Raw genomic sequence first — 23,838 nt, forward strand, 5'->3', positions numbered from 1 at the left:
TAAGGCCGGAAAAGCTGAGCAAGGCAATAGTCGACTAAAATGGGGAAAGTCACCATTCTTGGCGCACACCGCCCGCAAACAACGGAGTAGGCATGTGTACCACCTTGATTGTCCCCGGTCTCAATGGTTCGGACGAGGGACATTGGCAGAGACATTGGCTGCTTGATGATCCTGAGGCGCGGCTGGTCGAGCAGGAGAATTGGGAGTGCCCGGTTCTTGCAGACTGGCTCGGTCGCCTCGAAGCGGCGCTCGCCACAACCGAAAGCGCCTATATTGTCGCGCACAGTCTCGGTTGCCTGCTAGTCGCGAACATGGCGTCGCGACCGATAGCCAGCAGGATCAAGGGTGCGCTTCTGGTGGCGCCCGCTCATCTTGACCGGGTGGAGGCAATGCATCCCTGCATCGTCCGCTTTGGCGCATTTCCTCAAGCGCCGCTCGCCTTTCCGAGCCTTGTCGTGGGCAGCATGAACGACCCCTATATGAGCCCGGAAGAGCTGGCCAGCACCGCTGCCGACTGGGGAAGCGATCTCGTCAACCTTGGTGCCGTTGGGCACATCAATATTGCTGCCGGTTTCGGCCGGTGGCCTGAGGGCTATGCTCTTTTCGAACGCCTGAAAACGGCATCCGACATCACGGGGACAAGATCGAGGAAGCGCGGATTGCCTGCCATGCACGGTGCGCTGCTGCAGGGAGATGCCGGAGCTCTATAGTTTTTCCATTCGCCATGCATGCGCTTCAGGCGTCAGCTCCAATTTGCTGCGCACTACAACCTTTGGGGGTTTTTACCTCAAAATTTCCTCAAAAAATTTTGAATCTCACCTTTTGATTGTTTTTGAGTGACTGCATTTATTTTCTACAGAAAATATGAAAAAGCGTTTCTTCGCTCCATCGGGTTTTGTTGTCACCTTTCATCGGTCATCAAATCAGGAAGGGGTAAGGAAATGTCCAGGATCAAGCTTGCAATGTCGGCACTCGGCGGATTGTTGTTGTCGACGGTATCGTTGGCCACAGCCGGGGCTTCGGACGCGCTGGTTACGGCGGACTGGCTGAAGGAAAATCTCGATAATCCGAAGGTGCGGGTCTTTGAGGTCAGCGTCGACACCGGCGTCTACGAGCGCGGACATATTCCCGGCGCGGTGAACCTCAACTGGCACACAGACCTCGTCGACAAGGAGCGGCGCGATATCGCCGCGCGGGAAAATTTCCAGTCCCTGTTGCAGAAGGCCGGTGTGGGTGACGATACCACCATTGTTCTTTATGGCGACAACAACAACTGGTTTGCCGCCTGGGGCGCGTGGATTTTCGAGACTTATGGCCTGGGCGACCGGGTGAAGCTTCTCGATGGTGGCCGCAAGCTCTGGGAAGCGCAGGGACTGCCTTTGGACACATCCGCGCCGGCAACGGCTGAAACGAAGCTGAAGCTCGGCGAGCCGGACACTTCGGTCCGGGCGCGGTTCATCGATGTGGTGGCGGTGGCCGAGGGCAAGCACAATATCAAGCTGGTGGATATTCGCTCGGCGGATGAATATTCGGGCAAGATTTTCGCCCCCGATGGCGTCAAGGAGCTGTCCGTCCGCGCTGGCCATATTCCCGGTGCTGTCAATGTTCCATGGGGTACCATCGTCAACAAGGACGGAACCTTCAAATCGGCAGACGAGATCAAGGCGATCTACGCCGAAAAGGGTATCGACGGTTCGGCGCCCGTTATCACCTATTGCCGCATCGGCGAACGCTCCAGCCACACCTGGTTCGCGCTGAAGAAGATACTTGGCTACGACGTCCGCAACTATGACGGCTCCTGGACCGAATACGGAAATGCGGTCGGCGTTCCGATCAGCAATCCCACCGGCACGGTGTGGACAGGCAAATAAGCCGAAGACGCTTCACCTTCAGGCCGGTGCGCTGACAAGGCGCGCCGGCATTTGTTCTTCCGACACCTCCGGTATTTCATGCGTTCGATCATACTCCGCCTCGCGGCACTTGCCATTTTGTCCGCACTGGCCGTCGCGGCCTATCCGCTCGGGGCGTTTGAAAATGGCAGGCAGCTTGCGTTCTCGCTTCTGGCCGGTGCCGCTTTCGGCATTGTGATGCAACGCGGGCGCTTCTGCTTTCTCTGCAATTTTCGCGATTTCATCGACAACAGGCGCTCGGACGGTATTGTTTCAATTCTCGTGGCACTTCTGGCCGGCGTGGTGTTCCACCAGATCGTCACCATGGCCTGGATGCCGGTTCCGCAACCCGGACGCCTGCCGCCAAATGCACATATTGGTCCGGTTGGCTGGATTTTGGCAGCTGCGTCGACTGTCTTTGGCGTGGGCGCGGCACTGTCCGGTTCCTGTCTGTCTGGACATTTTTACCGGCTGGGCGAGGGGGCTTTCGGGTCGGTGCTTGCCATAATCGGCGCCGGCTTCGGTTTTCTGCTGGCATTTCTCAGCTGGAATTTCCTCTACACCCTGAGCATTTTCGACGATCTTCCCGTCTGGTTACCGCACCATCTGGGATATGGCCCGGCGCTGCTGATCGCCTGTGTTCTGTTGGCTGTCCTGATCTTCATCGTTCTTTTTTTCGATAAGACACCTCCCGCTCCTTCAGCCACGATCCCGGCAAGCCGGCTGCATCAGGCGCTTCGAAGCGTTTTCGTCGAACGCTGGCCACCCGTCGTAACCGGGGTGCTTGTCGCGGCCATCAGCGCCTTTTCCTATTTCCGCGTGGCACCTCTTGGCGTGACGGCCGAACTTGGCAGTCTTGTCAGAACGGCCGGGGCTTCGGCAGGCTGGGTGCCGGAAACGCTTGCAGGTCTTGATACGGTCAGGGGATGCATCAGCGCCGTCAAAACGACGATCCTGTCGCCAAACGGTGTCTTCGTCGGCGGATTGATTATTGCGAGTTTTGCATCCGCCCTTTCTGCCGGAAAATTCCAGCCATCCTGGCCTTCAGCCGGTGGTTTGGCGACACGTTTTGCCGGTGGCGTATTGATGGGATGGGGCGGCATGACAGCACTTGGCTGCACCATTGGCGTCCTGTTGTCGGGCATCCATGCGGGTGCGCTGTCAGGCTGGGTGTTCCTGTTTTTTTGCGGCTTCGGCGCCTTTGCCGGGCTCCTTTTCAAGCGTCGTTTTGCCTTGCCGTAACGGTCATTCTTCGAAATTCGCAGCCAGCGTGCCGGATGCCGGCGCGATCACCCTCTTTCTGATGGTTAGGAACGGAATTTTTCCCGCCGCCACAGCCTTAGTCCACATTTGTCGGCGATCCGCCAATTATAGAATAGTAATTTTATGGAAAATATTGACCATTTTCGGCGCTCGCCGGAGGATAGAGGGAGCTGACCAAAGGAGGCGCACATGCCGCAGGGATCTCATGCGTTTACTTTTAATCTGTTTGGTTTGACGTGGCGGCGACCGCGCGAGGATGAGCAGAGTAGCCTTCATCCGCTGGATCATTCCGGACGCTTCCGGCAGGAAAAAAGTGATCTCGAACTCGAACGGGAAGAGATCTGCGAAATGAATTTCGCGATGCTCGGTCTCTATCCGGTCCTGTGACATCAGGGAAGATTGTTCGCTTTCCAATCGAACCGTCCTGTTTTCTTGGAGATAAACTCTCCTCACCGTCGGGAAATTGGAACAAAATTTCTTAAACGCGCCGGGGAATTGGCTACCCTTCTATCATCAAGCCGCATTGCCCGATGGGCGGATTGCAAAGGACCTGTCGATGAGCAAAGCTGAAAAACCACTCGATTTCCTGTGGTTCATACCGACCTCAGGCGATGGCAGTTATCTTGGCTCCGACGATCTGTCACGTCCGGCAGATCCCGGCTATTTCCGCGAGATAGCGCAGGCTGCGGATCGTCTGGGTTACTCCGGCGTGCTTATTCCGACCGGCGTCGCCTGCGAAGAATCCTTCATCCTTGCGGCCAATCTCGCAGCCTATACCGAGAGGCTGAAATTCCTCGTCGCCATCCGTCCGGGCGTCGCCTCGCCGGCCTATTATGCGCGCTTGGCCTCCACGCTCGACCGTGTTTCCCATGGACGGCTGCTTCTCAACATCGTGGTTGGCGGCAGCGCGCAGGAACTGGCCGGTGACGGCATCTTTCTGCCGCATGACGAGCGTTACGATCACGCCGACGAATTCTTCCAGGTCTTCAATTCGCTGATCGAAACCGGCAAGGGGGATCTCGACGGCAAATACATCAAGGCGCAGGGCGCGAAGCTAGGCCTGCCGCCGGTGCAGGAACCGCGTCCGCCTCTTTACTTCGGCGGCTCTTCCGATGCCGGTATCGATTTCTCGGCGGGTATCACCGACAAATATCTGACCTGGGGTGAGCCGCCCGCACAGGTGGCGGAAAAAATCGCCAAGGTTCGCGCCGCCGCTGCAAAAAAGGGGCGGGAGGTAACCTTCGGCATTCGCCTGCATTTCATCGTGCGCGAAACCGACGAGGAAGCCTGGGCCGATGCCGAAAAGCTGATTTCAAAGCTTTCCGACGAAACCATCGCTTCGGCGCAGGAGGCCTTCTCCAAGGCTTCGGATTCCGTTGGGCAGGCCAGAATGCAGGCGCTGCACAATGGCCGTCGTGACAGGCTGGAAGTCTCCCCGAATTTGTGGGCGGGCATCGGTCTCGTCCGTTCGGGTGCGGGCACGGCGCTGGTCGGTTCGCCGAAGACTGTCGCGGCACGGCTGCGGGAATATCAGGCTCTGGGCATCGATACCGTCATCGCCTCGGGCTATCCGCATCTGGAGGAAGCCTATCGCATATCCGAACTCCTCTTCCCGGAAATCGGGCTTGATGGTCCGCGCAACCAGATCCGTTCCTCCTTCGGTTCGAAACAGGTTTTCGGTGGTGGTGGCCACGGCGGCAACGTCAAGCTGGTGTCCGGGTCCTGATCAATCACGGGGACGGCGGTTTCTACCGTCTTTCCTTTGCGGTTTCCGGCAACACCCACGCGGCGGGATGCCCGAAGGCAAAGGGAAAGGCTACATAAAACATTATTTCTATAGAATATTACGATTATGGAAAACGATGTCTATTTCACACCCCGCCGCCGCTGTTAGCTATTGAACAAATCAGCTGTTTTCAGGAGCCACCGATGACATTGCAATATGCGGCCAAGGATCAACAATTCATCAATCTCCGCGATCCCGTTTCCGGCAAGGCGCCGGATGCCGACAGCCTGAAGGCGGCGCTCAGAACGCTGGGCGGCGGCGTCAGCGTCATCACGGCAGGCGAGGGTGATGCGCGCACAGGCGCCACGGTGACATCCGCCACCGCCCTGTCGGTCGATCCGCCGAGAATTCTGGTTGCGCTCAACCGCTCCTCGTCCACATGGCCCGTGGTGGAGCGTTTCGGTCATTTCGCGGTGAATATTATCGGCCCGAACCATCAGTTCGTCGCCAATCAGTTTGCGGGCATCGGCGGCCTGAAAGGGGAAGAGCGTTATCGCGGCGCGGAATGGACCCGTCTGGCGAGTGGCGCGCCCATTCTCGAGGATGCCGTTGCCGCAATCGACTGCACCATCGAGGAGGCAATCGAGCGGCACAGCCACGTCATCGTCATCGGCAAGGTCGAGGCAATCCGCCTCGGCTCTGGGCACTCGCTGGTCTATCAAAACGGCAGGTATCATTCGCTGGACTGAGCGCCGTCCTTTCCGGCGCTTTCACGCGGTCATTCTTTGAGGGAGTTGAGCATGGGATCCGTCACGCCACTCGGCGAAAGAATTCGTTTCGTGCCCCCGCGTCTCGGCGCGGATGGCGATGTCCTGACCGTCGCCCGTATGATCGCTGAAAAATGCGCCGTGGAAAGTCCAGGGCAAATCCATGCGCGGATCGCCCGTTCCGGTCTCCTCGCCCTCTCCGTTCCGAATGAGTTGGGTGGGGCGGATATAACCAATGACGTTCTTTCGCAGGCGCTTTCGATTATTTCGGCGGCCGATGCGGCAGCGGCGCATGATCTCGTCGAACATTTCACCGCGCTTGAATTCATCCGGAATGCGGGAAGCGAAGAGCAGCGCAAGGCTCTTTTTGCCCGCCTCGATCTTGGTGAGACATTTGCGCTTGCATCGTCTGACGCTGGTGTGGATCAGGCAGTGCTGGTGACTGGTGATGACTATGCCTTGCGGCTTCCTGATGATGCCATGCGATCGGTCACTGCCGATGCGGACTGGATCGTCGTTCCGGCCGTCAATGCAGCCGGGCAAACGCTGCTCGTCGTTTTGCGCAATCGGCCCAATACATCATGGGATGGCCTGCTGCGTGCCGATCAGGTGGCGTTCCTTGCCCAGGGGGCTGGAAATCTGGCCGCCTCCGTTTCCACTCTCTTGAAGGCGGCCGTGGCACTGGGTGAAAAGCAGCGTGAGCTTTCCGCACTCCTGATCGACAGGCTGGCCGACGAGGGCGAAACACGGCCGGTCGTCGGCGAAGTCTTTCTCGCCATTGAATTGCTGAAAGCGCAAATCTCCCGGCTTGCGGCCAATATCGATGCGGCGCAGGTGGGCGCGGAAAACGTCACCTTTCGCTCGGTCAGGAACAATGCCATCACGCTGGAAATCCTGATGGCGCGCCTCGGCCTTATCGATGGCGTAAGCGAATCCGGGTTGATTGCGTCTCTGGGGGACGATCTGCGCCGGCAATAGGCAGCGCCTATTCGCCCGCAGGAATGGACCGCGCGTCCTGGCCGTCCTTGGCGACGAATTGTGCGAGCGTCATATTGTCCAGGATTGTTGCGATGGCGTCGCGCACGTCCGTCATCGAAACCCTGACCTGACAGGTCTCGGGATCGTCACAGTCGTCGCAGGCTTCAAACGCGGTGCGGCTGGCACAGCGAATGGGGGCCAGCGGCCCGTCGAGCGTGCGGATGACCTGGCCGATCATGATTTCCGATGGCATTTTCGAGAGCGAATAGCCGCCATTCGGTCCCTTCTTGGAGCGCAGGATGCCGCTGTTGCGCAGCTCGAGAAGGATCGTATCCAGAAATTTTTTCGGAATATTGTTACGGGTCGCAATCTCGGTCACGAAGGCGGTTTCGCCCTGGGGCAACCGCGCCAGATCGACAAGAGCCTTCAACCCATATTTGCCTTTTTTGGTCAGCATTGCATGATCCGAAAAGAGAGCCGGCATAGTCTGGAATGCCGGATCATGTTGTTCTCAACTTACTAAGTAGTTTTTACCGAATTCCGGCGCAAGCCCGTTTCGTCCGGGCTCGGTACCGGAAACGCCTCTTTGCCTGCCTTTTTGCGCCAGTGTATTCATGGTTGTGGATTGCTTTGCCAAAGACAACTGCTGAAAACATCGCGGGAAATAATATTTTCTCTGATCCCCTCGCAACGTGGAACGAACGTCCTTTATTAGCATATAAAATCAGTAGACAAAGTATGCATCAAAAGACGTGCGAGGTGATGATGTATACGCTCAGTTTGCTGGACAAGAGCCCGGTTCCGACGGGTGAGAACGCGGCAAGCGCGTTCCGCGACACGATCAATCTCGCCAGACGCGCCGAAGAACTGGGTTACCGCCGTTTCTGGGTCGCCGAACATCACAATTCGCCGGAGCTTGCCGGTTCCGCGCCTGAGGCGCTGGTTGCGTGGATTCTGGCGAAGACCTCCCGTATCCGCGTCGGCTCGGGAGGCGTGATGCTGCAGCATTACAGTCCATACAAGGTTGCTGAAGTTTTCAACGTTTTGTCCTCTCTCGCGCCCGGCCGGGTCGATCTCGGTATCGGCAAGACGCCGGGCGGACTGCCGCTTGCGACGTCCGCCTTGCAGCAGGCCTATGACCCCGCCCGCAAGCCGGATTTCGAAACGGCACTCAGTGAACTCACCACGTTCCTCTCGGGCGCTGCGCCGCAGAGTCATGCGCAGGCCGGGTTGCAGGCGACACCGGTGCCGCCGGTTGCGGTGGACAGATTTCTGCTCGGCGCCAGCCCTGAAAGCGCAAGGCTTGCGGCGTCAAGAGGATGGAATTTTGTCTTTGCCGGTCATCTCAATGGTGATCCGGAGGTTCTTCGCAGCAGCCTCTCGGCTTTCCGCGAGGAGAGCGGCGGGAAAGCGCCGATCCTTGCCCTTTCTGTCTTTGCCGCCAGCGATCCAGAGCATGCGGCAAGGCAGGTTGAGGGGCAGCGCATCTATCGTGTGTTCCTCAGTGACGGCAAGGCGTTCAATCTTGGCCGCCGTGAGCAGGCCGAAGAATTTGCCCGCCAGTCCGGCGATACCGATTATCGCATCGAGGAGCGCAAGCCCAACGTCCTGCATGGCGGTCCGGAGGATATTCACAAGGCGCTGCGCGCGCTTTCCGATGAGCACGGTATCGAGGAATTCATCATTGAACCGCCGCATGTCGGAGCCGATCAGCGGCTTGCCTCGATCGAATTGCTGGCCACACACCGCCTTTCCAGAGCGGCGTGAACTTGTCCTCAGGAGGAAATGACATGACGAAAAAGACAGTCCGTTTCGGCATCATGCTCCAGGGCCCGGGCGGGCATATGAACGCCTGGCGGCACCCGAAAAGCCCGGTCAATGCCAGCGTCAACTTCGATTTTTTCAGGAAAACAGCGCTGAAGGCGGAAGCAGCCGGTATCGCCTTCGCCTTCGTGGCCGACGGGCTTTATATCAATGACAAGTCCATCCCGCATTTCCTCAATCGGTTCGAGCCTTTGACCGTCCTTTCGGCGCTGGCTTCCGTTACGTCGAAGATCGGCCTCGCCGGCACGGTTTCAACCTCCTACAGCGACCCTTTCACCGTCGCGCGCCAGTTTGCCTCGCTCGATCTTCTGAGCGGCGGCAGGGCCGGCTGGAATGCCGTGACGACGCCGCTCGAGGGCACGGCGAAAAACTACAGCCGCAACCATCCCGAACATGCCCTGCGCTACGAGATCGCCGATGAATATCTGGAAGTGATCAAGGGGCTGTGGGACAGCTGGGACGATGATGCCTTCGTGCGCAACCGTGAGACGGGGCAATTTTTCGACAGGCAAAAACTCCACACGCTCGGCCACAAGGGCCGTTTCTTCCAGGTGGAAGGCCCGCTGAACATCCAGCGTTCGCCGCAGGGCCAACCGGTGGTGTTCCAGGCAGGTTCCTCCGATGCCGGTATCGGCCTTGCGGGCAAACATGCGGACGCCGTCTTCACCAATTCCGCCTCGCTTGAGGAAAACCAGACATTCCTGAAGCGTGTGAAGCAGAGCGCTGTCGCGCAGGGCAGATCCGCTGCCGACGTGAAGATTTTCCCCGGCATCGGACCCATTGTCGGTGAAACGCAGGAGGAAGCGGAAGCGAAATACGACATCATCCGCAACCTCATCACCATCGAGGATGCGCTTGCCTATCTCGGCCGCTTCTTCGACCATCACGATTTCAGCGTCTATCCGCTGGATGAGCCTTTCCCCGAACTCGGAGATATCGGCAAGAACAGCTTCCGTTCGACGACCGACCGCATCAAGCGCCGTGCGAAGGAAAAGAACCAGACGCTGCACGAGGCGGCACTGGAAGCCGCAACCCCGCGCGAAGGCTTCATCGGAACCCCGGACAAGGTGGCGGACGAGATCATCCGCTGGGTGGAGCACGATGCGGCCGATGGTTTCATTCTGGGCTTCCCGGTCATTGCCGAAGGGCTGGACGATTTCATCCGCCTCGTCATTCCGGTGCTTCAGCGTCGTGGTTATTTCGAACCGCATCTGGAAGGCGCCACGCTGCGCGAGCACCTAGGCCTGCCTTTCAAGGAAAGCATCTATTCCCGCACCGAAAGCGGCCCCGACAAGGCTATCGCATGAAGTAGCGCCGGGCGGCAGCTGTTGTCGCCCGAAGAAAATTTAAACGTGCTGTGCGGGTGAAGCGCGGCGCAGGAGACCAGAACCATGAATATCCGCATTGACGGCGCGCGTCCCCAGGACGACGCCGAACGGGGAATCCTTGCTTTTATCGAGGAGAGCATCGCCATCCGGCATGATCTCCACCGGCATCCGGAGCTTTCGCTGGGGGAAAAACGCACGGCGGCGCTTGTTGCCCGGTATCTCCTGTCTTTCGGATATGAGGTGACGGAGGGCGTCGGCGGCCATGGCGTCGTCGCCACCCTGAAACGCGGACACGGTGACAAACGTCTGGGCATTCGCGCCGATATCGACGCCCTGCCCATCGTCGAGGAGACCGGCCTTGCCTATGCCAGCCAGACGCAGGGTGTGATGCATGCTTGCGGTCATGACGGCCACACGACGATCCTGCTCGCCGCCGCCCGTTACCTTGCCGAAACATCGAGTTTTTCCGGTACGCTGACGCTGATTTTCCAGCCCGCCGAGGAAATCGGCGCAGGCGCGAGAGCGATGATAAAGGACCGGCTGTTCGAGCGGTTTCCCGTCGATGCGGTGTTCGGGTTGCACAACTGGCCGGGTGTCGAAACCGGACAATTCGGCTTCGTTGAAGGGCCCGCCATGGCCTCCGTGGACAAGGCGAAGGTGCGCATCATCGGCAAGGGCGGGCACGGGGCGGCGCCGCATGAAACGGTCGATCCGGTCCTCGCCTCGGCAAGTCTTGTCACCGCCCTGCAGAGCATCGTCTCGCGTAATGTCGATCCGCGTGAAATGGCAGTCCTGACGGTGGGCTCCATTCATGGCGGCACGGCCTCCAATGTCATTCCCGAGAGCGTCGAACTCCAGATCACCGCCCGGGCCTTTTCGCCGGCCGTTCGCGACCGGCTGGAGGAGCGGCTTCCCGCCCTTGCGAAAGCGCAGGCGGAAAGTTTCGGCGCAACCGCCGATGTCGCCTATTCCCGTGGTTTCCCACCCGTCATCAATCATGTCAGGCAGACAGTCTTCGCCCGCGATGTCGCCAAACGGCATTTCCCCGCCGAACAGGTTGCCGAAGGCTTTCAGCCGCGAACGGCAAGCGAAGATTTCGCCTTCATGCTGCTCGAGCGGCCAGGTTCCTATCTCTTCGTCGGCAATGGCGAAAGCGCGCCGCTGCACAGCCCCCATTACGATTTCAACGATGCCATCATCGCGCCTGCGGCGCGCTTCTGGGTGCGTCTGGCGGAAGCGTATCTCTCCTGACGCAACGAATTTAGGACAACGAGATGAGCGACGGTTTTCTCTACACATCGGTCAAGGACCCGCTCGCAGCCCCGCTTCTGGAGGAGCTGCTGTTCGAATATGACAGCCGCTACGGCACATATTTCAGTGCGGAAGGCGCCAGGGCGGAAATGAACAAATATCCGCCGGAGGCCTTCAGCCCACCGTCGGGCAACTTCCTGTTGTTGCTGCGCGGCGGCAAGGCGATCGCCGGCGGTGCCTTCATGCGCTACGATGAAGAGAGCGCCGAGTTCAAGCGGGTCTGGACCCACTCGGCCTACCGCCGGCAAGGGCTTGCGAAGATTGTGCTTCAGGAGTTGGAGCAGCAGGCGATCCGGCAGGGTTATGCCCGCGCCTATCTGACCACGGGCTTCCGTCAGCCGGAAGCGGTGGGCCTTTATCTGACCAACGGCTATCGCGCTTTGTTCGACACATCTGCCGATCCCGAGACGATCAAGACGCTGCCTTTCGAAAAATGGCTTTCCGATGCCGCCTCAGCCTCTGGTGCGGAAGGCACGCCGATACCGGCCGCCCGGCCGCAATCTTCCCCGGCCCACCCGTGAAAGGTTTTTCCCGATGACGATAGCCTCTGATTTTCCGCATGTGGCGGTGAGCGAGCAGAAGGGTGAAACGATAAAGGGCGGTTATGCCCATTTTCGCATCGTTCCGGCCCGTTATCCCTTGCGAACGGTGGGCACGGTCTTCTCCGTTCTCATCATAGCGGCCGTTCTGCATTCCATCTTCGGCAACCCGCGCTGGGGCTGGGATGTCTTTGCGGAATGGTTTTTCGCCGAACCGGTGCTGGTCGGTCTTGGCAGGACGCTGCTGCTCACCGCGCTCGGTGCGCTGTTCGGTTTTGTGCTCGGAACACTGCTGGCGCTTGCCCGCGTTTCGCGCTCGCCGCTGCTGGTTGCCGTCTCCTGGACCTATATCTGGATTTTCCGGTCGATCCCTTTGATCGTTCTGCTGCTGATCCTCAACAATCTCGGTTATCTCTATGAAACGGTGACGATCGGCGTTCCCTATACCGGCATCAATTTCTTCAGCTGGAATACGACGCAGCTGATGACGCCTTTTGCGGCGGCCGTTCTGGGGCTGACGCTCAATCAGGCCGCCTTCGCATCCGAAATCGTGCGTGGCGGCATACTTTCGGTCGATCAGGGGCAGCTGGAAGCTGCCGCAGCACTTGGTCTTCCCCGGCGGCGGCAGGCGTCCCGCATCGTTCTGCCGCAGGCGATGCGCTCCATCCTGCCCACCGCCTTCAACGATATCATCGGCCTCGCCAAGGGCACGTCGCAGGTCTATATCCTAGCCCTGCCGGAGCTGTTCTATACCATCCAGATCATCTATCGCCGCAATCTGGAAGTGATCCCGCTGCTGATGGTCGCGACCGTCTGGTATCTGGTGATCCTGACCGCGCTTTCGATCGTTCAGCACCATATCGAGCGGCATTTTTCACGCGGTGCGCTGCGCAACCCGCCGCCGTCCCTGTTCGCCACGATCTACCGTACTTTCCTGCCGCGCAAGTCTTTGCCTGAAACCGTGGAAACGGCGGTGTCGGTTGCGACCAGACCCGAGCGCGCGGTGTCCACCAGCTTCCAGCTCGGAAACCGCGGCGGGTCGGTCAACATCCACGGTGTTTCGAAATCCTTCGGGTCGCTCAAGGTGCTGGATGATATCAGCCTTTCCATTCCGGCGGGCAGCGTCACCACCATTCTCGGTCAGTCCGGCTCCGGCAAGTCCACCTTGCTGCGCTCCATCAACCATCTGGAGCGCGTCGATGACGGTTTCATCGCCATAGACGGCGAACTGGTCGGCTATCGTCAAAAGGGCGACACGCTTTACGAACTGAAGGAACGCGAAATCCTCAAGCGCCGCGCCGAAGTGGGCATGGTGTTCCAGAGCTTCAACCTGTTCCCGCATCTGACTGCGCTTGAAAACATCATCGAAGCGCCCATCGCCGTTCGAGGCATTTCGAAAGAGCAGGCCGAAGCTGAGGCGCGCGATCTTCTGGCCCGCGTCGGCCTTGCCGAAAAAGCCGGCGCCTATCCCCGCCAGCTTTCCGGCGGGCAGCAACAGCGCGTGGCGATTGCCCGGGCGCTGGCATTGCGACCGAAGGTGCTGCTGTTCGACGAGCCGACATCCGCGCTCGATCCTGAACTCGTCAACGAGGTGCTTGACGTCATCAAGGAGCTTTCGCGCTCCGGTGTCACGCTCATCATCGTTACCCATGAAATCGGTTTTGCCCGCGAAGTCTCCGACAGGGTCGTCTTCATGGAGCAGGGCCGCATCATCGAAACGGGTACGCCGGAAAAGGTGTTCAGCAGCCCGGATCATCCCCGCACCGCCGAATTCCTCGCAAAAGTTCTCTAACCAAAAAACAAGGGAAACACTCACATGGCATTTTCATCGAAACTATTATCATTGCTTGCCGGCGGTCTTTTCTCCGCCACCACCGCGCTCATCCCGGCCGCACACGCGCAGGAGGTCGATCTTTCTCCGGAACAGAAGGGGCGGGTGCGCGCCGAGAAAGTGGAAGAGGCGATCAAGCTTCTTCCGGCCAGCCACAAGTTCATCGCCGATGGAAAGCTGACGGTCGCGACCGTGCCGTTCCGCCTGCCGCTGGTCGATTATGCGAGCGACACGAAAACGCCGATTGGCGTGGAGCCGGATATCGCCCAGCTGGTTGCCGACAGCCTCGGCCTTGAACTTCAGCTCGTTCCGATCGCCTGGGCCGATTGGCCTCTGGGTCTGACATCCGGCAAATACGATGCCGTCACTTCCAACATCACGGTGACGGAAGCGCGCAAGGAAAAGTTCGATTTTTCCAGCTACCGCAATGACCTGCTCGGCTTCTACGTGGGCAATAACAGCAAGGTGACGACCGTCAGCAAGCCTGAGGACGTGGCCGGGCTCAAGGTCATCGTCGGCGCCGCCACCAATCAGGAACAGATCCTGCTGAAATGGATCAAGGATAACAAGGCCAAGGGCTTGGCCGACACCGAGGTGCAATATTACGACGATCAGGCCGTGCTTGATGTTGCCCTGCAATCCGGTCGCGCGGACGCCTATCTCGGCCCCAACGCAACATCGGCCTTCCAGGCGGCAAGCCAGAAGAAGACCAGGCTCGTTGGCACCTTCTCCGGCGGCTGGCCGGAAGCGGCGGAAATCGCCGTCGCCTCCAAAAAGGATGCCGGCATTGCCGAAGCCATCACGGCGGCGCTGAACGCCCAGATCAAGAACGGCAATTACGGCAAGGTTCTTGCCCGCTGGAACCTTGGCTCTGAGGCCGTCACCGAATCCCGCACCAATCCGCCCGGCCTGCCCAAGAGCTGATGGTCGACTTTCCAGCGGGCTAAATCGCCCAGAGGCTGGGTTGCCAACACGCTGAGTTGAAGGTGGGACATCACTCAGCTGGTAGCGCGGGCTCCTCCCGCCCGCGCTACCTCCGTCCCGCAGTGATTTTATCGGGAAACCAGAATGACCTTCACCTCTCGTCTCGCTTCGGCCACGCTCGGTGCTTTTCTTTCCGTCGCCGGTTTCGGATCGGCTTTTGCAACGGATGTTTTCGATCTGTCGCCGGACCAGCCCGGCCGGATCAGGGTTGAAAAAGACCCCGGCGCGATTGCTGCCATTCCGAAAGATTTCAAATTCATCACACCGGGCAAATTCACCGTCGCGGTTGCCCCCGGAGGACCGCCGCTCGCGACCTATGCGACGGATGCGAAGACAGTGGTGGGTGCCGATCCGGATTATGCCCTGGCTGTAGCCGACAGTCTCGGGCTCGAGCTGGAGCTGGTGGCTGTCGCCTGGGCCGACTGGCCGCTGGGGCTCGCTTCCGGCAAATATGATGCCGTCATCTCCAATGTCGGGGTGACAGAGCAGCGCAAGGAGAAGTTCGATTTCTCCACCTATCGTCAGGGCCTGCATGGTTTCTTCGTCAAGTCCGACAGCGGCATTACCGCCATCCGGGAACCGAAGGATGCGGCCGGTCTGAGGATCATCGTCGGCGCCGGCACCAATCAGGAGCGTATCCTGCTGAAATGGAACGACGAGAATGTCGCCGCGGGGCTAAAGCCGCTCGAGCTGCAATATTACGATGACGAGGCCACCCGGCTTGTGGCTCTTTCTGCCGGGCGGGCGGATGTGATCGTTCAGCCGCATGCGCAGCTGGTCTTCATCGCCGCGCGCGACAAGACCATCAAGCGTGTCGGAACCCTGTCCGCGGGCTGGCCGGAGCGTTCGGACGTTGCCATCACCACGCGCAAGGGTTCGGGACTGGCTGATGCCCTGACGCTTGCCACGAACGATTTGATCAAGAGCGGCGCTTACGCAAAGATACTGGAGCGCTGGCAGCTTGCGGAAGAGGCCTTACCGGAATCGCGAACCAACCCACCCGGCCTGCCGAAGAGCTGACCGGTCGAAAAAAATGCGGCGGACGGCAATACCCGCAGGCTACGCCTTGCGGGTATTGCCGTCCGCCAGCCGCTCCAGGCAGAAGAATCAGAAATCCGCGACCTTGCCCCATGACGAGCCAAGGAAACGGCTGGGGTGATAGGGAGCGGGATCGACGATTGGGTTTGAACCCGTCACGATATCGGCGATCAGATGGCCGGCGCCCGGGCCGATGCCGAAACCATGGCCGCTGAAACCGGCGGCGAGGATGAAACCGGGCAATTCACTGGTCTCGCCAATTGCGGGCACGCCATCCGGCGTGCTGTCGATGAAACCGGCCCAGGCGGCGGAAATCTGGGTTCTGCGGAGCGCTGGCAGAAGTTCCTGTGCCCTTCTATGGGTCTCGCGGATAGCGGCGGCATTGGGTTTCGGATCGAGAATGCGAACCCGCTCCATCGGTGTTGGCGCATCGAGCCGCCAGCGTTTCAGCGTTTCATGGCCGCCACGAATACCTTCAAGCCCACCCGGCCGCAGGCTGCGCCAGCGCTTGAGAAACATCGGAATGAATTCGCGCGCGAAGCGCATCTGCTGTGCTGTCGGATCGATGCGTCCAAGGCCGCTGATGGCGAGGGTATAACCGCCGTTTTTGCGCCGGGTGGCGGAAACGGCAGCGGTGTGCAGCGCATCCGGCAGACCTTCCGCGCCCGGTGTGACGGACAGGATGGAAGAGCGGACGGAGGCCTGCGGAAACCGGATGCCGAGCTGGCGGCAGAAGGAGGAAGCCCAGGCACCACCGGACATGATGGCCGTCTTGGTACGAATGGTGCCTTTTTCAGTGACGACGGCGCTGACGTGGCCGCCTTCCGTCTCCAGACCCCGCGCGGCGCAGTTCTGATGCACCGTGCCGCCCAGCTTCATGATGGCGCGTGCAACGGCCGGGGCCGCCATCGAAGGATCGGCCGTGCCGTCCGTCGGCGAAAAGACGCCGCCCTTCCAGCGTTTTCCGGTGCTGCGTCCACGTTCGCTGGCCTCGTCCGCGCTCAGCATATGTGTCGTCACGCCTGCGGTGATGGCAAAATCGCGCCAGCGCGCCCAGCCCGCAAGTTCGGCCTCATTGTCGCTCAGGTAAAACAATCCGCAGCGGCGAAAACCGGTGTCCTCACCGCTTTCGGCAGCAAATTGATCCCAGAGCGTCAGGCTCTGTGTCGAGATCGGCAATTCGCGGGCGTCGCGGTTCTGCTGCCGGCACCAGCCCCAGTTGCGGCTGGATTGCTCCGCGCCGATCAGGCCCTTTTCGACAAGAGCCACCTTCAGGCCGCGCCGGGCGAGATAATAGGCAGCGAAAACGCCGACGATGCCGCCGCCGATAATGACGGCGTCCGCGGATTTCGGCAGTTCCGGTGAGGTCGTGATCTGTTGCAGCGGCGCAGGCATGTCGGACTCCTTATCTTCCTACTAATTTACCTTGGTCACCGGGTAAACGCTGCCAGACTGGGCCGATTGCCGGAATCTCCTGCTGTTCAGGGCCATGTCTGCAACTCTTTATGCTGCATGAAAAAAATATCCCCGCGTCGACAGGGCTGGCGCATGTGATAAGATTTCTAACGCGGCGTCAGAATTTTATGCCGCGCATAGAAAAACAAAAAAGGGGTTCCTCACGTGATGAAACTTGATCGGATCGATATCAAGATCCTCTACGAACTCCAGAAAAATGGACGCATCACCAATGTGGAGCTGGCGGAGCTTGTCAATCTTTCGCCAAGCCCCTGCCTGATGCGGGTCAAGAAGCTTCAGGCCGAAGGTTATATCGAAGGGTATTCGGCGCAGATCAACATCAACAAGCTCGGCCAGACGCTGACCGTCTTCACCGAGATCACGCTCAAAAACCACCGCCAGATCGATTTCGCCCGCTTCCTCGGCGTCATCGAAAAGATCGACCAGGTGGTGGAATGTCACCTCGTTTCAGGCGGTTACGATTATCTGCTGAAATTCATGACTTCCGGCATTGTCGAATATCAGTCGATCATGGAGCGCCTGATCGACATGGATGTCGGTATCGACAAATATTTCAGCTTCGTGGTGCTGAAATCGCCGATCGTCAAATCCCATATGCCGCTGACCAGCCTGTTTCCGCTTTGAAATAAAAGGGCGTTTCCTCAGTAGTATATCCCCAATCTCGACGTCATCCTCGGGCCTGTCCCGAGGATCCATAGCCTGTCGAAATGGATGGTTCCTCGCCTCAAGGGCGAGGACGACGTCGAGATGAATGCAGTGTGTCTATCTCGTCAGTCCGGCTATCTTCAAGCCGCTCACCTTTTCGAAAACGCCCGCACCAGCTCCGCATCCTGCTGAAGATTATCAAGCCATTTCGGGTCCAGTTTCGGCACCGAGGAGAAGAGCAGCTTCGAATAGGGATGCGTCGGCGCCTTGATCGCCTCGGTCTCCAGATGTTCCACCTGCTTCCCACCATACATCACGACGATCTCGTCGCAGATGGTTTCCACCACTGAAAGATCGTGGCTAATGAAGATGTAGGAGAGGCCGAGTTCGCGTTGCAATTCGCCGAGCAGGTCGATGATCGCGGCTGCAACAACCGTATCCAGCGCCGAGGTGATTTCATCGCAGATGATGAGCGACGGTTCGGCCGCGAGTGCACGGGCGAAATTGACGCGCTGTTTCTGTCCGCCTGACAGGCCAGAGGGATGGCGGTGGCGGACGGAGCGTGGCAACTTCACCATATCGAGAAGCTGGTCGATCCGCGCATCGCGCGCCTTGCCCTTCATGCCATGATAGAAGGTCAGAGGCCGGCCGAGAATATCCTCAATGGGTTTCGAGGGGTTGAGCGCGGTATCGGCATATTGGAAAACGATCTGCATGCGGCGCAGTTGATCGCTCGTGCGTCGTCGTGCGTCGGTATCCAGTTCGCGGCCTTCGAAGATGACATGGCCGCTTCCGGCGGGCAGAATGCCGGCAATGGCACGCGCCAGCGTCGATTTTCCGCAGCCGGACTCGCCGATAATGCCGAGATTGCGGCCGGGATAGACCGAGAGGCTGACGGAATCCACCGCGCGCACCAGCGGCATCCGGTCTTCACCCTTGGTACCGTAGCCCGCGATCAGTTTTTCGATATCGAGAAGCGGTGTCGCGTCATTTCGTTTGAGCGGGGTGACTGCACGCACCTTGTCGTTAAAGGCGGTCAGCAATTCGCGCGTATAGGGGTGCTGCGCATTCTCCAGAATCTCGGTGGTCGTACCGGTTTCCTGAACCTCGCCGCCTTTCAGAACGACAATCCGGTCGGCGATCTGGGCGACGACCGCAAGATCGTGGGAAACATAGACGCCGCCGATGCCGCCCTTGCGCATCGCCGACTTGAAGGCGCGCAGGACCTCGATCTGTGTCGTCACGTCGAGCGCCGTGGTCGGTTCATCGAAGATGACCAATTCCGGGTTGCCGATCAGCGCCATGGCGGCGGAAAGACGCTGCAGCTGGCCGCCGGAGACCTGGTGGGGGTAACGCTCGCCGATGGTTTCCGGATTGGGCAGCGACAATGCCTTGAACAGTTCCACCGCTTTGACGCGTGCCTCCTGCGGCGGCATCAGATGATGGATGCGTGTGACTTCGATGACCTGATCGATGATCTTCTGCGCAGGGTTGAAGGCGGCGGCGGCGCTCTGCGGGACATAGGAGATTTTCGTGCCGCGAATCCTGGCACGCTCGGCTTCGGACAGTTGCACCATGTCCCGGCCCGCCACCGTGACGCTGCCGCCGGAAATGCGGCAGCCGGGGCGGGCATAGCCCATCAGCGTCAGTGCGATGGTGGTCTTGCCGGAGCCGCTTTCACCGATCAGCGCAACGATCTCGCCTTCGGCGATATCGATGTCGACGCCCTTGATGATCTGGACACGGCGGCCGGAATCGGTGGTGGCCTCGACTTTCAGTCCACGGATTTCAACGAGATTGGTCATTATTCGCTCCTGTCGCGGATTTTCTGCGGCAGATTGTCGATCAGCAGGTTGACGCTGATCGTCAGGCTGGCGATTGCCAGCGACGGGAAGATCACGGCCGGCGCGGCAAAGGGCAGGCCGCCGATATTTTCGCGCACCAGCGCGCCCCAGTCTGCATTGGGCGGCTGCAGGCCGAGGCCGAGGAAGGAGAGGCCCGACAGAAGCAGCACGATGAAGACGAAGCGCACGCCGAGATCGGCAAGCACGGGGCGTATGATGTTCGGCAGGATTTCCGAGCCGATGAGGTAAAGCAGGCTCTCGCCGCGCACGCGGGCGACGGTGACGAAATCCATGGTGTTGACATTGACGGCGAGTGCCCGGGCGAAACGATAGGCGCCCGGCGTATAGATGACAGAGAGCGTGACGATCAGCACGGGTATGGAGGAGCCGACGGCGGCGACGACCACAAGGCCGAAAAGCTTGCTCGGAATGGAATTCACGGCATCGAGAAACCGGCTGAGCACCGCATCGAACCAGCCGCCAACCACGGCGGCGCACATGCCGAGCACGACGCCGGAGGTGCAGGCGATGGTGACGGCCGCAAGCGAGATGCCGACCGTGAAACGCGCGCCCATGAGAATGCGGGAAAAGACATCGCGACCAAGATAGTCGGAGCCGAGCCAGAGATCGGAGGTCATGGGCCCGAAATAATCGAGATCGATGATTTCACCGACCGGATGCGGAATGAGATAGGACGCGAAGATCGCGACCATCGCCCAGAGGAAGATGACGAGAAAGCCGAAAACGCCGACTGCGTTGATCTTGTAACCCAAACGCGAGGTCCCCGAAGTTGTTTTGATATTGTCGGCCATCAGCGCAGCCTCGGATTGGACATGATGGCGATGATGTCCGCGGTGGTGATGAGGAGAAGATAACCGACGCAGAAGATCATCGCGCAGCTCTGGATCAACGGCAGGTCGCGGGTTGCGACGCCATCGACCATCAGCTTGGCGATGCCGGGATAATTGAAGATCGTCTCGACGATGATGACGCCGCCGACGAGATAGGAAAGCGACAGCGCGACCGCGTTGACGATGGGGCCAAGGGCATTGGGCAGCGCGTGGCGCAGCACGATGCGCATACGCGGCGCGCCTTTAAGCAGCGCCATTTCCACATAGGGCGTATCGAGCGTCTCGATGACGGCGGCACGGCTCATGCGGATCATCTGTGCCGATACGACAAAGGTAAGAGTGATGACCGGCATGGCGTAAACACGCAGCACGTCGAACAGGGTGTTGACCTCTGTGACCAGCGACAGGGCTGGCAGCCATTTCAGATACACGGCGAAAAGCAGAACGGCGAGCGTCGCGATCATAAATTCCGGCACGGAAATGACGCCGATGGTCAGCACGGTGACCGCCCGGTCGTAGAGCGTTCCGCGCAGCATGGCGGCGCTGATGCCGAGTGTCAGCGCCAGCGGCACGGCAATGACCGTGGTTATGCCCGCAAGTTTCATGGAATTGACGAAACGCGGACCGATAAGATCGGCGATCGCCATGTTGTTGGCGTAGGACGTGCCAAGTTCGCCCTGCAGCAGGCCGAACAGCCAACGGACGAAACGCAGCAGCGCCGGGTCATCAAGATGCATGGCGGTGCGCAGGCCAGCCACGGCCTCCGGCGTTGCCGCCTGGCCGAGAAGGATCGTCGCCGTATCGCCGGGCAGCAGGCTGGTGGCGGAAAAGACGATAAATGACACGATAAGCAGGGTCGTCAGCATGACGACCAGCCGCCTGGCGATAAGGGATAATATCCGGCTGTTCATTCACATGCTCCTGCTGCGACCCGCCTGACAAATAGGCTTTCCGCACCAGCGGAAAGGTTGCCGGGCGCTTTCACGCCCGGCCCGATGGTCTATCAGGCTTCGAGCCAGACGTATTCCGCAAAGGCGTAACCCATCATGCCGCCAAGCGGATTGGCTTCCAGCCCCTTTAGCTTGGAGTTGATGGCGTCGACATTCGAAATATAGGCTGGAATGATGGTGCCGGCTTCGTCGGCGATCATCGTTTCCAGTTCGAAGTAGATCTGCTTGCGCTTTTCAAGGTCCAGCATGCCGCGGGCTTCGAGCATCATCTTGTCGAACTTTGGCGACTTGTACTGGCTTTCGTTCCACGGCGCGTCGGAGGCGTAGAGCAGGGAGAAGAGGATGTCCGGCGTGGGGCGCGGATTGATGTTGCCGAAGTGAACCGGCGCCTTCAGCCAGTAATTGCTCCAGTAGCCATCCGAGGGAACACGCTGTACGTCGAGCTTAACGCCGATTTCGGCGGCGGACGCCTGGATGATCATCGCCATGTCGACGGAAGAGGCTGCCGCATCCGATGCGATCACCGGAATGGACTGGCCGATAAGACCTGCCTTTTCGAAGTGGAACTTCGCCTTATCCGGGTCGAAGGCTTTCGGCTTCAGGTCCGGATTGTGATAGGGGTTCATCGGCGGCACCGGCTGGTCGTTGCCGACTTCGCCGAGGCCGCGCAGGGCCGCCTTGACGATCTGTTCGCGATTGACGATCGACTTCATGCCGGCAACGAAATCGGCATTGTTGCCGGGCGCTTGGTCCAGCCGCATGTTGAGGTTGGTATAGTTACCGGATGTCGTCTTCGACAGAACGACGCCTTCCTGTTTGTCCAGCAGGCGAAGCGCACGCGGATTGATAGCGGCAGCAAGCTGGATATCGCCGGAAAGAAGGGCGTTGACGCGGGCATTGTCGTCGGAAATCGCCATGAATTCAAAACTGTCGATGTGCGGGCCGCCGGACTTCCAGTAATTTGTATTCTTGGCCATGATCGAACGCACGCCCGGCTCGAATTTTTCAAGCTTGAAGGCGCCGGTGCCGTTGCCCTTGGAGAAATCCGTGGTGCCATCGGCGACGATCATGAAATGATGCAGGGCCAGAATCGATGGCAGGTCGGCATTCGCATTTGCAAGCGTGATTTCCACAGTGCTCTTGTCGACAGCCTTGAAGCCGGTCATCTGGGCGGCGATCTTGGCGACCTTGGAGCCGACGGCCGGATCGAGATGGCGTTTCAGCGAGTAGACCACGTCGTCGGCGGTCAGCGCCTTGCCGTCATGGAAGGTAACACCGGAACGCAGTTTTACCGTCCAGGTCTTGGCATCTTTCGATTCGATGGATTCGGCCAGTTCCATCTGCGGCGTGCCGGAAACATCAAGGAAGCTCAGCCGGTTGTAGAGCGCGCAGCAGCGGACGTAGTCCGTGGATAGCGAGGCTTTCGCCGGGTCGAGCGTATCGGCCGTGGACGAAGACCAGCCCGCCGCCTTCAGCGAACCGCCGGAAACGGGCGTGGCCGCCACGGCCTGCGAGGCACGGCCCAGAATGGCCGAACCGGCGGAAAGCGCCACGCCGCCCGCCAGCATCATGTGAAGCAGTTCGCGCCGCGTTGCACCGCGTCGGATCGCCTGTTCAACGGCGGCATCGTCGGAGCGGGTCCAGTTTGTAATCCTGTCACTCATGGTTTTCCCCTTTTGTATGATTTGTTAAAATGCGTCTTGAGAAATTTCCGGCACGTCGCGTCCCAGTTCGCGCCATGCGATAGGCAAAGGCGGTTCAGCCGCCTGTCTGTTTCGCGGCCTCGGCCAGGCCGGCCATGGATGTGAAGTGATAGTCCGGCTCGGTAAAGTTTTCCGGCTCGATCGTGCCGCCATATCCCTTCTGGGCGTGACGACGCTCGATCCAGCAATTGGTCATGCCGAGCTTCCGGGAAATGCCGATATCGTGGTACTGGCTTTGTGCCACATGCAGGATGTCGTCCTTCGATGCGCCTTCGCTCTCAACAAAGGCAAAAACCTTTTCGAAGAAGGCGGGGTCCGGTTTTTCAGTGCCGGTATCATCCGCCGTGAACGCCGCATAAAAGGGATTGCCGAGTTCCTTTGAGAAATATTCGAAAGCCCAGCGCTGGGCATTGGTCATGGCGATCAGGCGATGCGTCTTTGCAAGCTCTGCCATGGCGGCACGGCTGTCTTCGAAACCTTTCCAGGTCTTTGCAGCATCGCGCAGACGCTCGCCAAGGGCGCGCTCCGCCGGCAAGCCCAATTCTGGAGCGATGATCAGGTAGACACGGACGAGATCGTCCGGAAACAGGTCGGTCGCATCGGAGTAACGCGCCGCGCGGTAAAGACCCAGCGCTTTTTCACCATCGACCTCAACGCCGTGTTCGGCGCCAATCTGTGTCAGGGTCGATTTCAGGCCGCCTTCGAAATCGATGAGAGTTCCCACCACGTCGAAGCTCATATATTTGAAGTCACTCAGTTTTTTGGACAATGTCGGTCTCCGCTGTGCCGCCTCGTCTCTTGGGGAGGTTGCGGCATTTTATTCTGTTCCCGGACGGGATCCTTGCCCCGTTCCCATTCTTGAAAACACCTGTTTTCGTGGTGTTTAGTGCT

General features: G+C 59.5%; 22 protein-coding genes. 15 read left to right on the plus strand and 7 right to left on the minus strand.

Annotation, left to right across the window (positions count from 1 at the left end):
* Positions 1–92 precede the first annotated feature (92 nt).
* The 7 genes from AC1ROR_RS15030 to AC1ROR_RS15060 all read left to right on the plus strand — a co-directional run bounded on the left by AC1ROR_RS15030 (position 93) and on the right by AC1ROR_RS15060 (position 6,623).
* Complete coding sequence (locus tag AC1ROR_RS15030; RefSeq protein WP_498589876.1) at positions 93–710, plus strand: alpha/beta hydrolase; 618 nt, start codon at positions 93–95, stop codon at positions 708–710.
* A gap of 231 nt (positions 711–941) precedes the next feature.
* Positions 942–1,871, plus strand: coding sequence for a sulfurtransferase (locus AC1ROR_RS15035; RefSeq protein WP_498589877.1), 930 nt, complete (start codon positions 942–944; stop codon positions 1,869–1,871).
* A gap of 78 nt (positions 1,872–1,949) precedes the next feature.
* Positions 1,950–3,131 carry a YeeE/YedE family protein gene (locus AC1ROR_RS15040; RefSeq protein WP_498589878.1) on the plus strand — a complete coding sequence of 394 codons (1,182 nt, stop codon included), beginning with the start codon at positions 1,950–1,952 and terminating at the stop codon, positions 3,129–3,131.
* A gap of 210 nt (positions 3,132–3,341) precedes the next feature.
* Entirely contained in the window at positions 3,342–3,539 is a 198-nt protein-coding gene (locus AC1ROR_RS15045; RefSeq protein ID WP_498589879.1) for a hypothetical protein, read from the plus strand.
* Positions 3,540–3,708: 169 nt separating this feature from the next.
* Positions 3,709–4,878, plus strand: coding sequence for an FMNH2-dependent alkanesulfonate monooxygenase (gene ssuD, locus AC1ROR_RS15050; RefSeq protein ID WP_035221178.1), 1,170 nt, complete (start codon positions 3,709–3,711; stop codon positions 4,876–4,878).
* 203 nt (positions 4,879–5,081) lie between these two features.
* Positions 5,082–5,627 carry a flavin reductase family protein gene (locus AC1ROR_RS15055; protein WP_082185669.1) on the plus strand — a complete coding sequence of 182 codons (546 nt, stop codon included), beginning with the start codon at positions 5,082–5,084 and terminating at the stop codon, positions 5,625–5,627.
* Positions 5,628–5,678: 51 nt separating this feature from the next.
* On the plus strand, positions 5,679–6,623 hold the full coding sequence (locus AC1ROR_RS15060) for an acyl-CoA dehydrogenase family protein (RefSeq protein ID WP_498589880.1): 945 nt from the start codon (positions 5,679–5,681) through the stop codon (positions 6,621–6,623).
* Positions 6,624–6,630: 7 nt separating this feature from the next.
* Here AC1ROR_RS15060 and AC1ROR_RS15065 read toward each other — a convergent pair whose 3' ends face one another.
* Positions 6,631–7,080, minus strand: a complete 450-nt coding sequence (locus AC1ROR_RS15065) for an RrF2 family transcriptional regulator (protein ID WP_003506886.1) — start codon at positions 7,078–7,080, stop codon at positions 6,631–6,633.
* Positions 7,081–7,385: 305 nt separating this feature from the next.
* On the opposite strand from AC1ROR_RS15065, the gene AC1ROR_RS15070 reads away from it, so the two are divergent.
* From AC1ROR_RS15070 to AC1ROR_RS15100, 7 genes are all read left to right on the plus strand, one after another.
* Entirely contained in the window at positions 7,386–8,390 is a 1,005-nt protein-coding gene (locus AC1ROR_RS15070) for an LLM class flavin-dependent oxidoreductase (protein ID WP_498590043.1), read from the plus strand.
* Positions 8,391–8,413: 23 nt separating this feature from the next.
* Positions 8,414–9,754, plus strand: coding sequence for an LLM class flavin-dependent oxidoreductase (locus tag AC1ROR_RS15075; protein WP_142170699.1), 1,341 nt, complete (start codon positions 8,414–8,416; stop codon positions 9,752–9,754).
* Positions 9,755–9,838: 84 nt separating this feature from the next.
* Complete coding sequence (locus AC1ROR_RS15080) at positions 9,839–11,026, plus strand: M20 aminoacylase family protein (protein ID WP_498589881.1); 1,188 nt, start codon at positions 9,839–9,841, stop codon at positions 11,024–11,026.
* Positions 11,027–11,049: 23 nt separating this feature from the next.
* Positions 11,050–11,607 carry a GNAT family N-acetyltransferase gene (locus AC1ROR_RS15085; protein ID WP_498589882.1) on the plus strand — a complete coding sequence of 186 codons (558 nt, stop codon included), beginning with the start codon at positions 11,050–11,052 and terminating at the stop codon, positions 11,605–11,607.
* A 13-nt stretch (positions 11,608–11,620) separates the two neighbouring features.
* Complete coding sequence (locus AC1ROR_RS15090) at positions 11,621–13,417, plus strand: amino acid ABC transporter permease/ATP-binding protein (protein WP_498589883.1); 1,797 nt, start codon at positions 11,621–11,623, stop codon at positions 13,415–13,417.
* A gap of 24 nt (positions 13,418–13,441) precedes the next feature.
* Positions 13,442–14,380, plus strand: coding sequence for an ABC transporter substrate-binding protein (locus AC1ROR_RS15095; protein ID WP_035221167.1), 939 nt, complete (start codon positions 13,442–13,444; stop codon positions 14,378–14,380).
* Positions 14,381–14,524: 144 nt separating this feature from the next.
* Positions 14,525–15,460: an ABC transporter substrate-binding protein gene (locus tag AC1ROR_RS15100; RefSeq protein ID WP_035221165.1), complete on the plus strand. Its 936-nt coding sequence runs from the start codon at positions 14,525–14,527 to the stop codon at positions 15,458–15,460.
* A gap of 87 nt (positions 15,461–15,547) precedes the next feature.
* On the opposite strand, the gene AC1ROR_RS15105 is transcribed toward AC1ROR_RS15100, so the two are convergent.
* On the minus strand, positions 15,548–16,873 hold the full coding sequence (locus AC1ROR_RS15105; RefSeq protein ID WP_498589884.1) for an NAD(P)/FAD-dependent oxidoreductase: 1,326 nt from the start codon (positions 16,871–16,873) through the stop codon (positions 15,548–15,550).
* Positions 16,874–17,101: 228 nt separating this feature from the next.
* Here AC1ROR_RS15105 and AC1ROR_RS15110 point away from each other — a divergent pair, with 228 nt between their 5' ends.
* Positions 17,102–17,578, plus strand: coding sequence for an Lrp/AsnC family transcriptional regulator (locus tag AC1ROR_RS15110; RefSeq protein WP_035221162.1), 477 nt, complete (start codon positions 17,102–17,104; stop codon positions 17,576–17,578).
* Positions 17,579–17,748: 170 nt separating this feature from the next.
* Here AC1ROR_RS15110 and AC1ROR_RS15115 read toward each other — a convergent pair whose 3' ends face one another.
* The 5 genes from AC1ROR_RS15115 to AC1ROR_RS15135 all read right to left on the minus strand — a co-directional run bounded on the left by AC1ROR_RS15115 (position 17,749) and on the right by AC1ROR_RS15135 (position 23,716).
* A complete protein-coding gene (locus AC1ROR_RS15115) occupies positions 17,749–19,404 on the minus strand; it encodes an ABC transporter ATP-binding protein (RefSeq protein WP_498589885.1) in 1,656 nt (551 codons plus the stop codon).
* Complete coding sequence (locus tag AC1ROR_RS15120; protein WP_498589886.1) at positions 19,404–20,255, minus strand: ABC transporter permease; 852 nt, start codon at positions 20,253–20,255, stop codon at positions 19,404–19,406. The genes AC1ROR_RS15115 and AC1ROR_RS15120 overlap by 1 nt, the downstream gene beginning before the upstream one ends.
* Entirely contained in the window at positions 20,255–21,205 is a 951-nt protein-coding gene (locus AC1ROR_RS15125; RefSeq protein WP_035221158.1) for an ABC transporter permease, read from the minus strand. The genes AC1ROR_RS15120 and AC1ROR_RS15125 overlap by 1 nt, the downstream gene beginning before the upstream one ends.
* 92 nt (positions 21,206–21,297) lie before the next feature.
* Positions 21,298–22,908 (minus strand): ABC transporter substrate-binding protein, encoded by a 1,611-nt coding sequence (locus AC1ROR_RS15130; protein ID WP_498589887.1) that lies wholly within the window; start codon positions 22,906–22,908, stop codon positions 21,298–21,300.
* Between the two features lie 94 nt (positions 22,909–23,002).
* Complete coding sequence (locus AC1ROR_RS15135; protein WP_035221152.1) at positions 23,003–23,716, minus strand: HAD-IA family hydrolase; 714 nt, start codon at positions 23,714–23,716, stop codon at positions 23,003–23,005.
* Between the last annotated feature and the right edge of the window lie 122 nt (positions 23,717–23,838).

This window comes from Agrobacterium sp. GW821-FHT14E08, assembly GCF_058803865.1.

Coding starts and splice junctions, on each gene's coding strand:
- AC1ROR_RS15045 (WP_498589879.1), top strand. CDS start 3,342: ATGCCGCAGGGATCTCATGCGTTTACTTTTAATCTGTTTGGTTTGACG.
- AC1ROR_RS15055 (WP_082185669.1), top strand. CDS start 5,082: ATGACATTGCAATATGCGGCCAAGGATCAACAATTCATCAATCTCCGC.
- AC1ROR_RS15090 (WP_498589883.1), top strand. CDS start 11,621: ATGACGATAGCCTCTGATTTTCCGCATGTGGCGGTGAGCGAGCAGAAG.
- AC1ROR_RS15065 (WP_003506886.1), bottom strand. CDS start 7,080: ATGCTGACCAAAAAAGGCAAATATGGGTTGAAGGCTCTTGTCGATCTG.
- AC1ROR_RS15030 (WP_498589876.1), top strand. CDS start 93: ATGTGTACCACCTTGATTGTCCCCGGTCTCAATGGTTCGGACGAGGGA.
- AC1ROR_RS15110 (WP_035221162.1), top strand. CDS start 17,102: ATGAAACTTGATCGGATCGATATCAAGATCCTCTACGAACTCCAGAAA.
- AC1ROR_RS15080 (WP_498589881.1), top strand. CDS start 9,839: ATGAATATCCGCATTGACGGCGCGCGTCCCCAGGACGACGCCGAACGG.
- AC1ROR_RS15095 (WP_035221167.1), top strand. CDS start 13,442: ATGGCATTTTCATCGAAACTATTATCATTGCTTGCCGGCGGTCTTTTC.
- AC1ROR_RS15105 (WP_498589884.1), bottom strand. CDS start 16,873: ATGCCTGCGCCGCTGCAACAGATCACGACCTCACCGGAACTGCCGAAA.
- AC1ROR_RS15125 (WP_035221158.1), bottom strand. CDS start 21,205: ATGAACAGCCGGATATTATCCCTTATCGCCAGGCGGCTGGTCGTCATG.
- AC1ROR_RS15075 (WP_142170699.1), top strand. CDS start 8,414: ATGACGAAAAAGACAGTCCGTTTCGGCATCATGCTCCAGGGCCCGGGC.
- AC1ROR_RS15085 (WP_498589882.1), top strand. CDS start 11,050: ATGAGCGACGGTTTTCTCTACACATCGGTCAAGGACCCGCTCGCAGCC.
- ssuD (WP_035221178.1), top strand. CDS start 3,709: ATGAGCAAAGCTGAAAAACCACTCGATTTCCTGTGGTTCATACCGACC.
- AC1ROR_RS15035 (WP_498589877.1), top strand. CDS start 942: ATGTCCAGGATCAAGCTTGCAATGTCGGCACTCGGCGGATTGTTGTTG.
- AC1ROR_RS15115 (WP_498589885.1), bottom strand. CDS start 19,404: ATGACCAATCTCGTTGAAATCCGTGGACTGAAAGTCGAGGCCACCACC.
- AC1ROR_RS15100 (WP_035221165.1), top strand. CDS start 14,525: ATGACCTTCACCTCTCGTCTCGCTTCGGCCACGCTCGGTGCTTTTCTT.
- AC1ROR_RS15070 (WP_498590043.1), top strand. CDS start 7,386: ATGATGTATACGCTCAGTTTGCTGGACAAGAGCCCGGTTCCGACGGGT.
- AC1ROR_RS15040 (WP_498589878.1), top strand. CDS start 1,950: ATGCGTTCGATCATACTCCGCCTCGCGGCACTTGCCATTTTGTCCGCA.
- AC1ROR_RS15130 (WP_498589887.1), bottom strand. CDS start 22,908: ATGAGTGACAGGATTACAAACTGGACCCGCTCCGACGATGCCGCCGTT.
- AC1ROR_RS15060 (WP_498589880.1), top strand. CDS start 5,679: ATGGGATCCGTCACGCCACTCGGCGAAAGAATTCGTTTCGTGCCCCCG.
- AC1ROR_RS15120 (WP_498589886.1), bottom strand. CDS start 20,255: ATGGCCGACAATATCAAAACAACTTCGGGGACCTCGCGTTTGGGTTAC.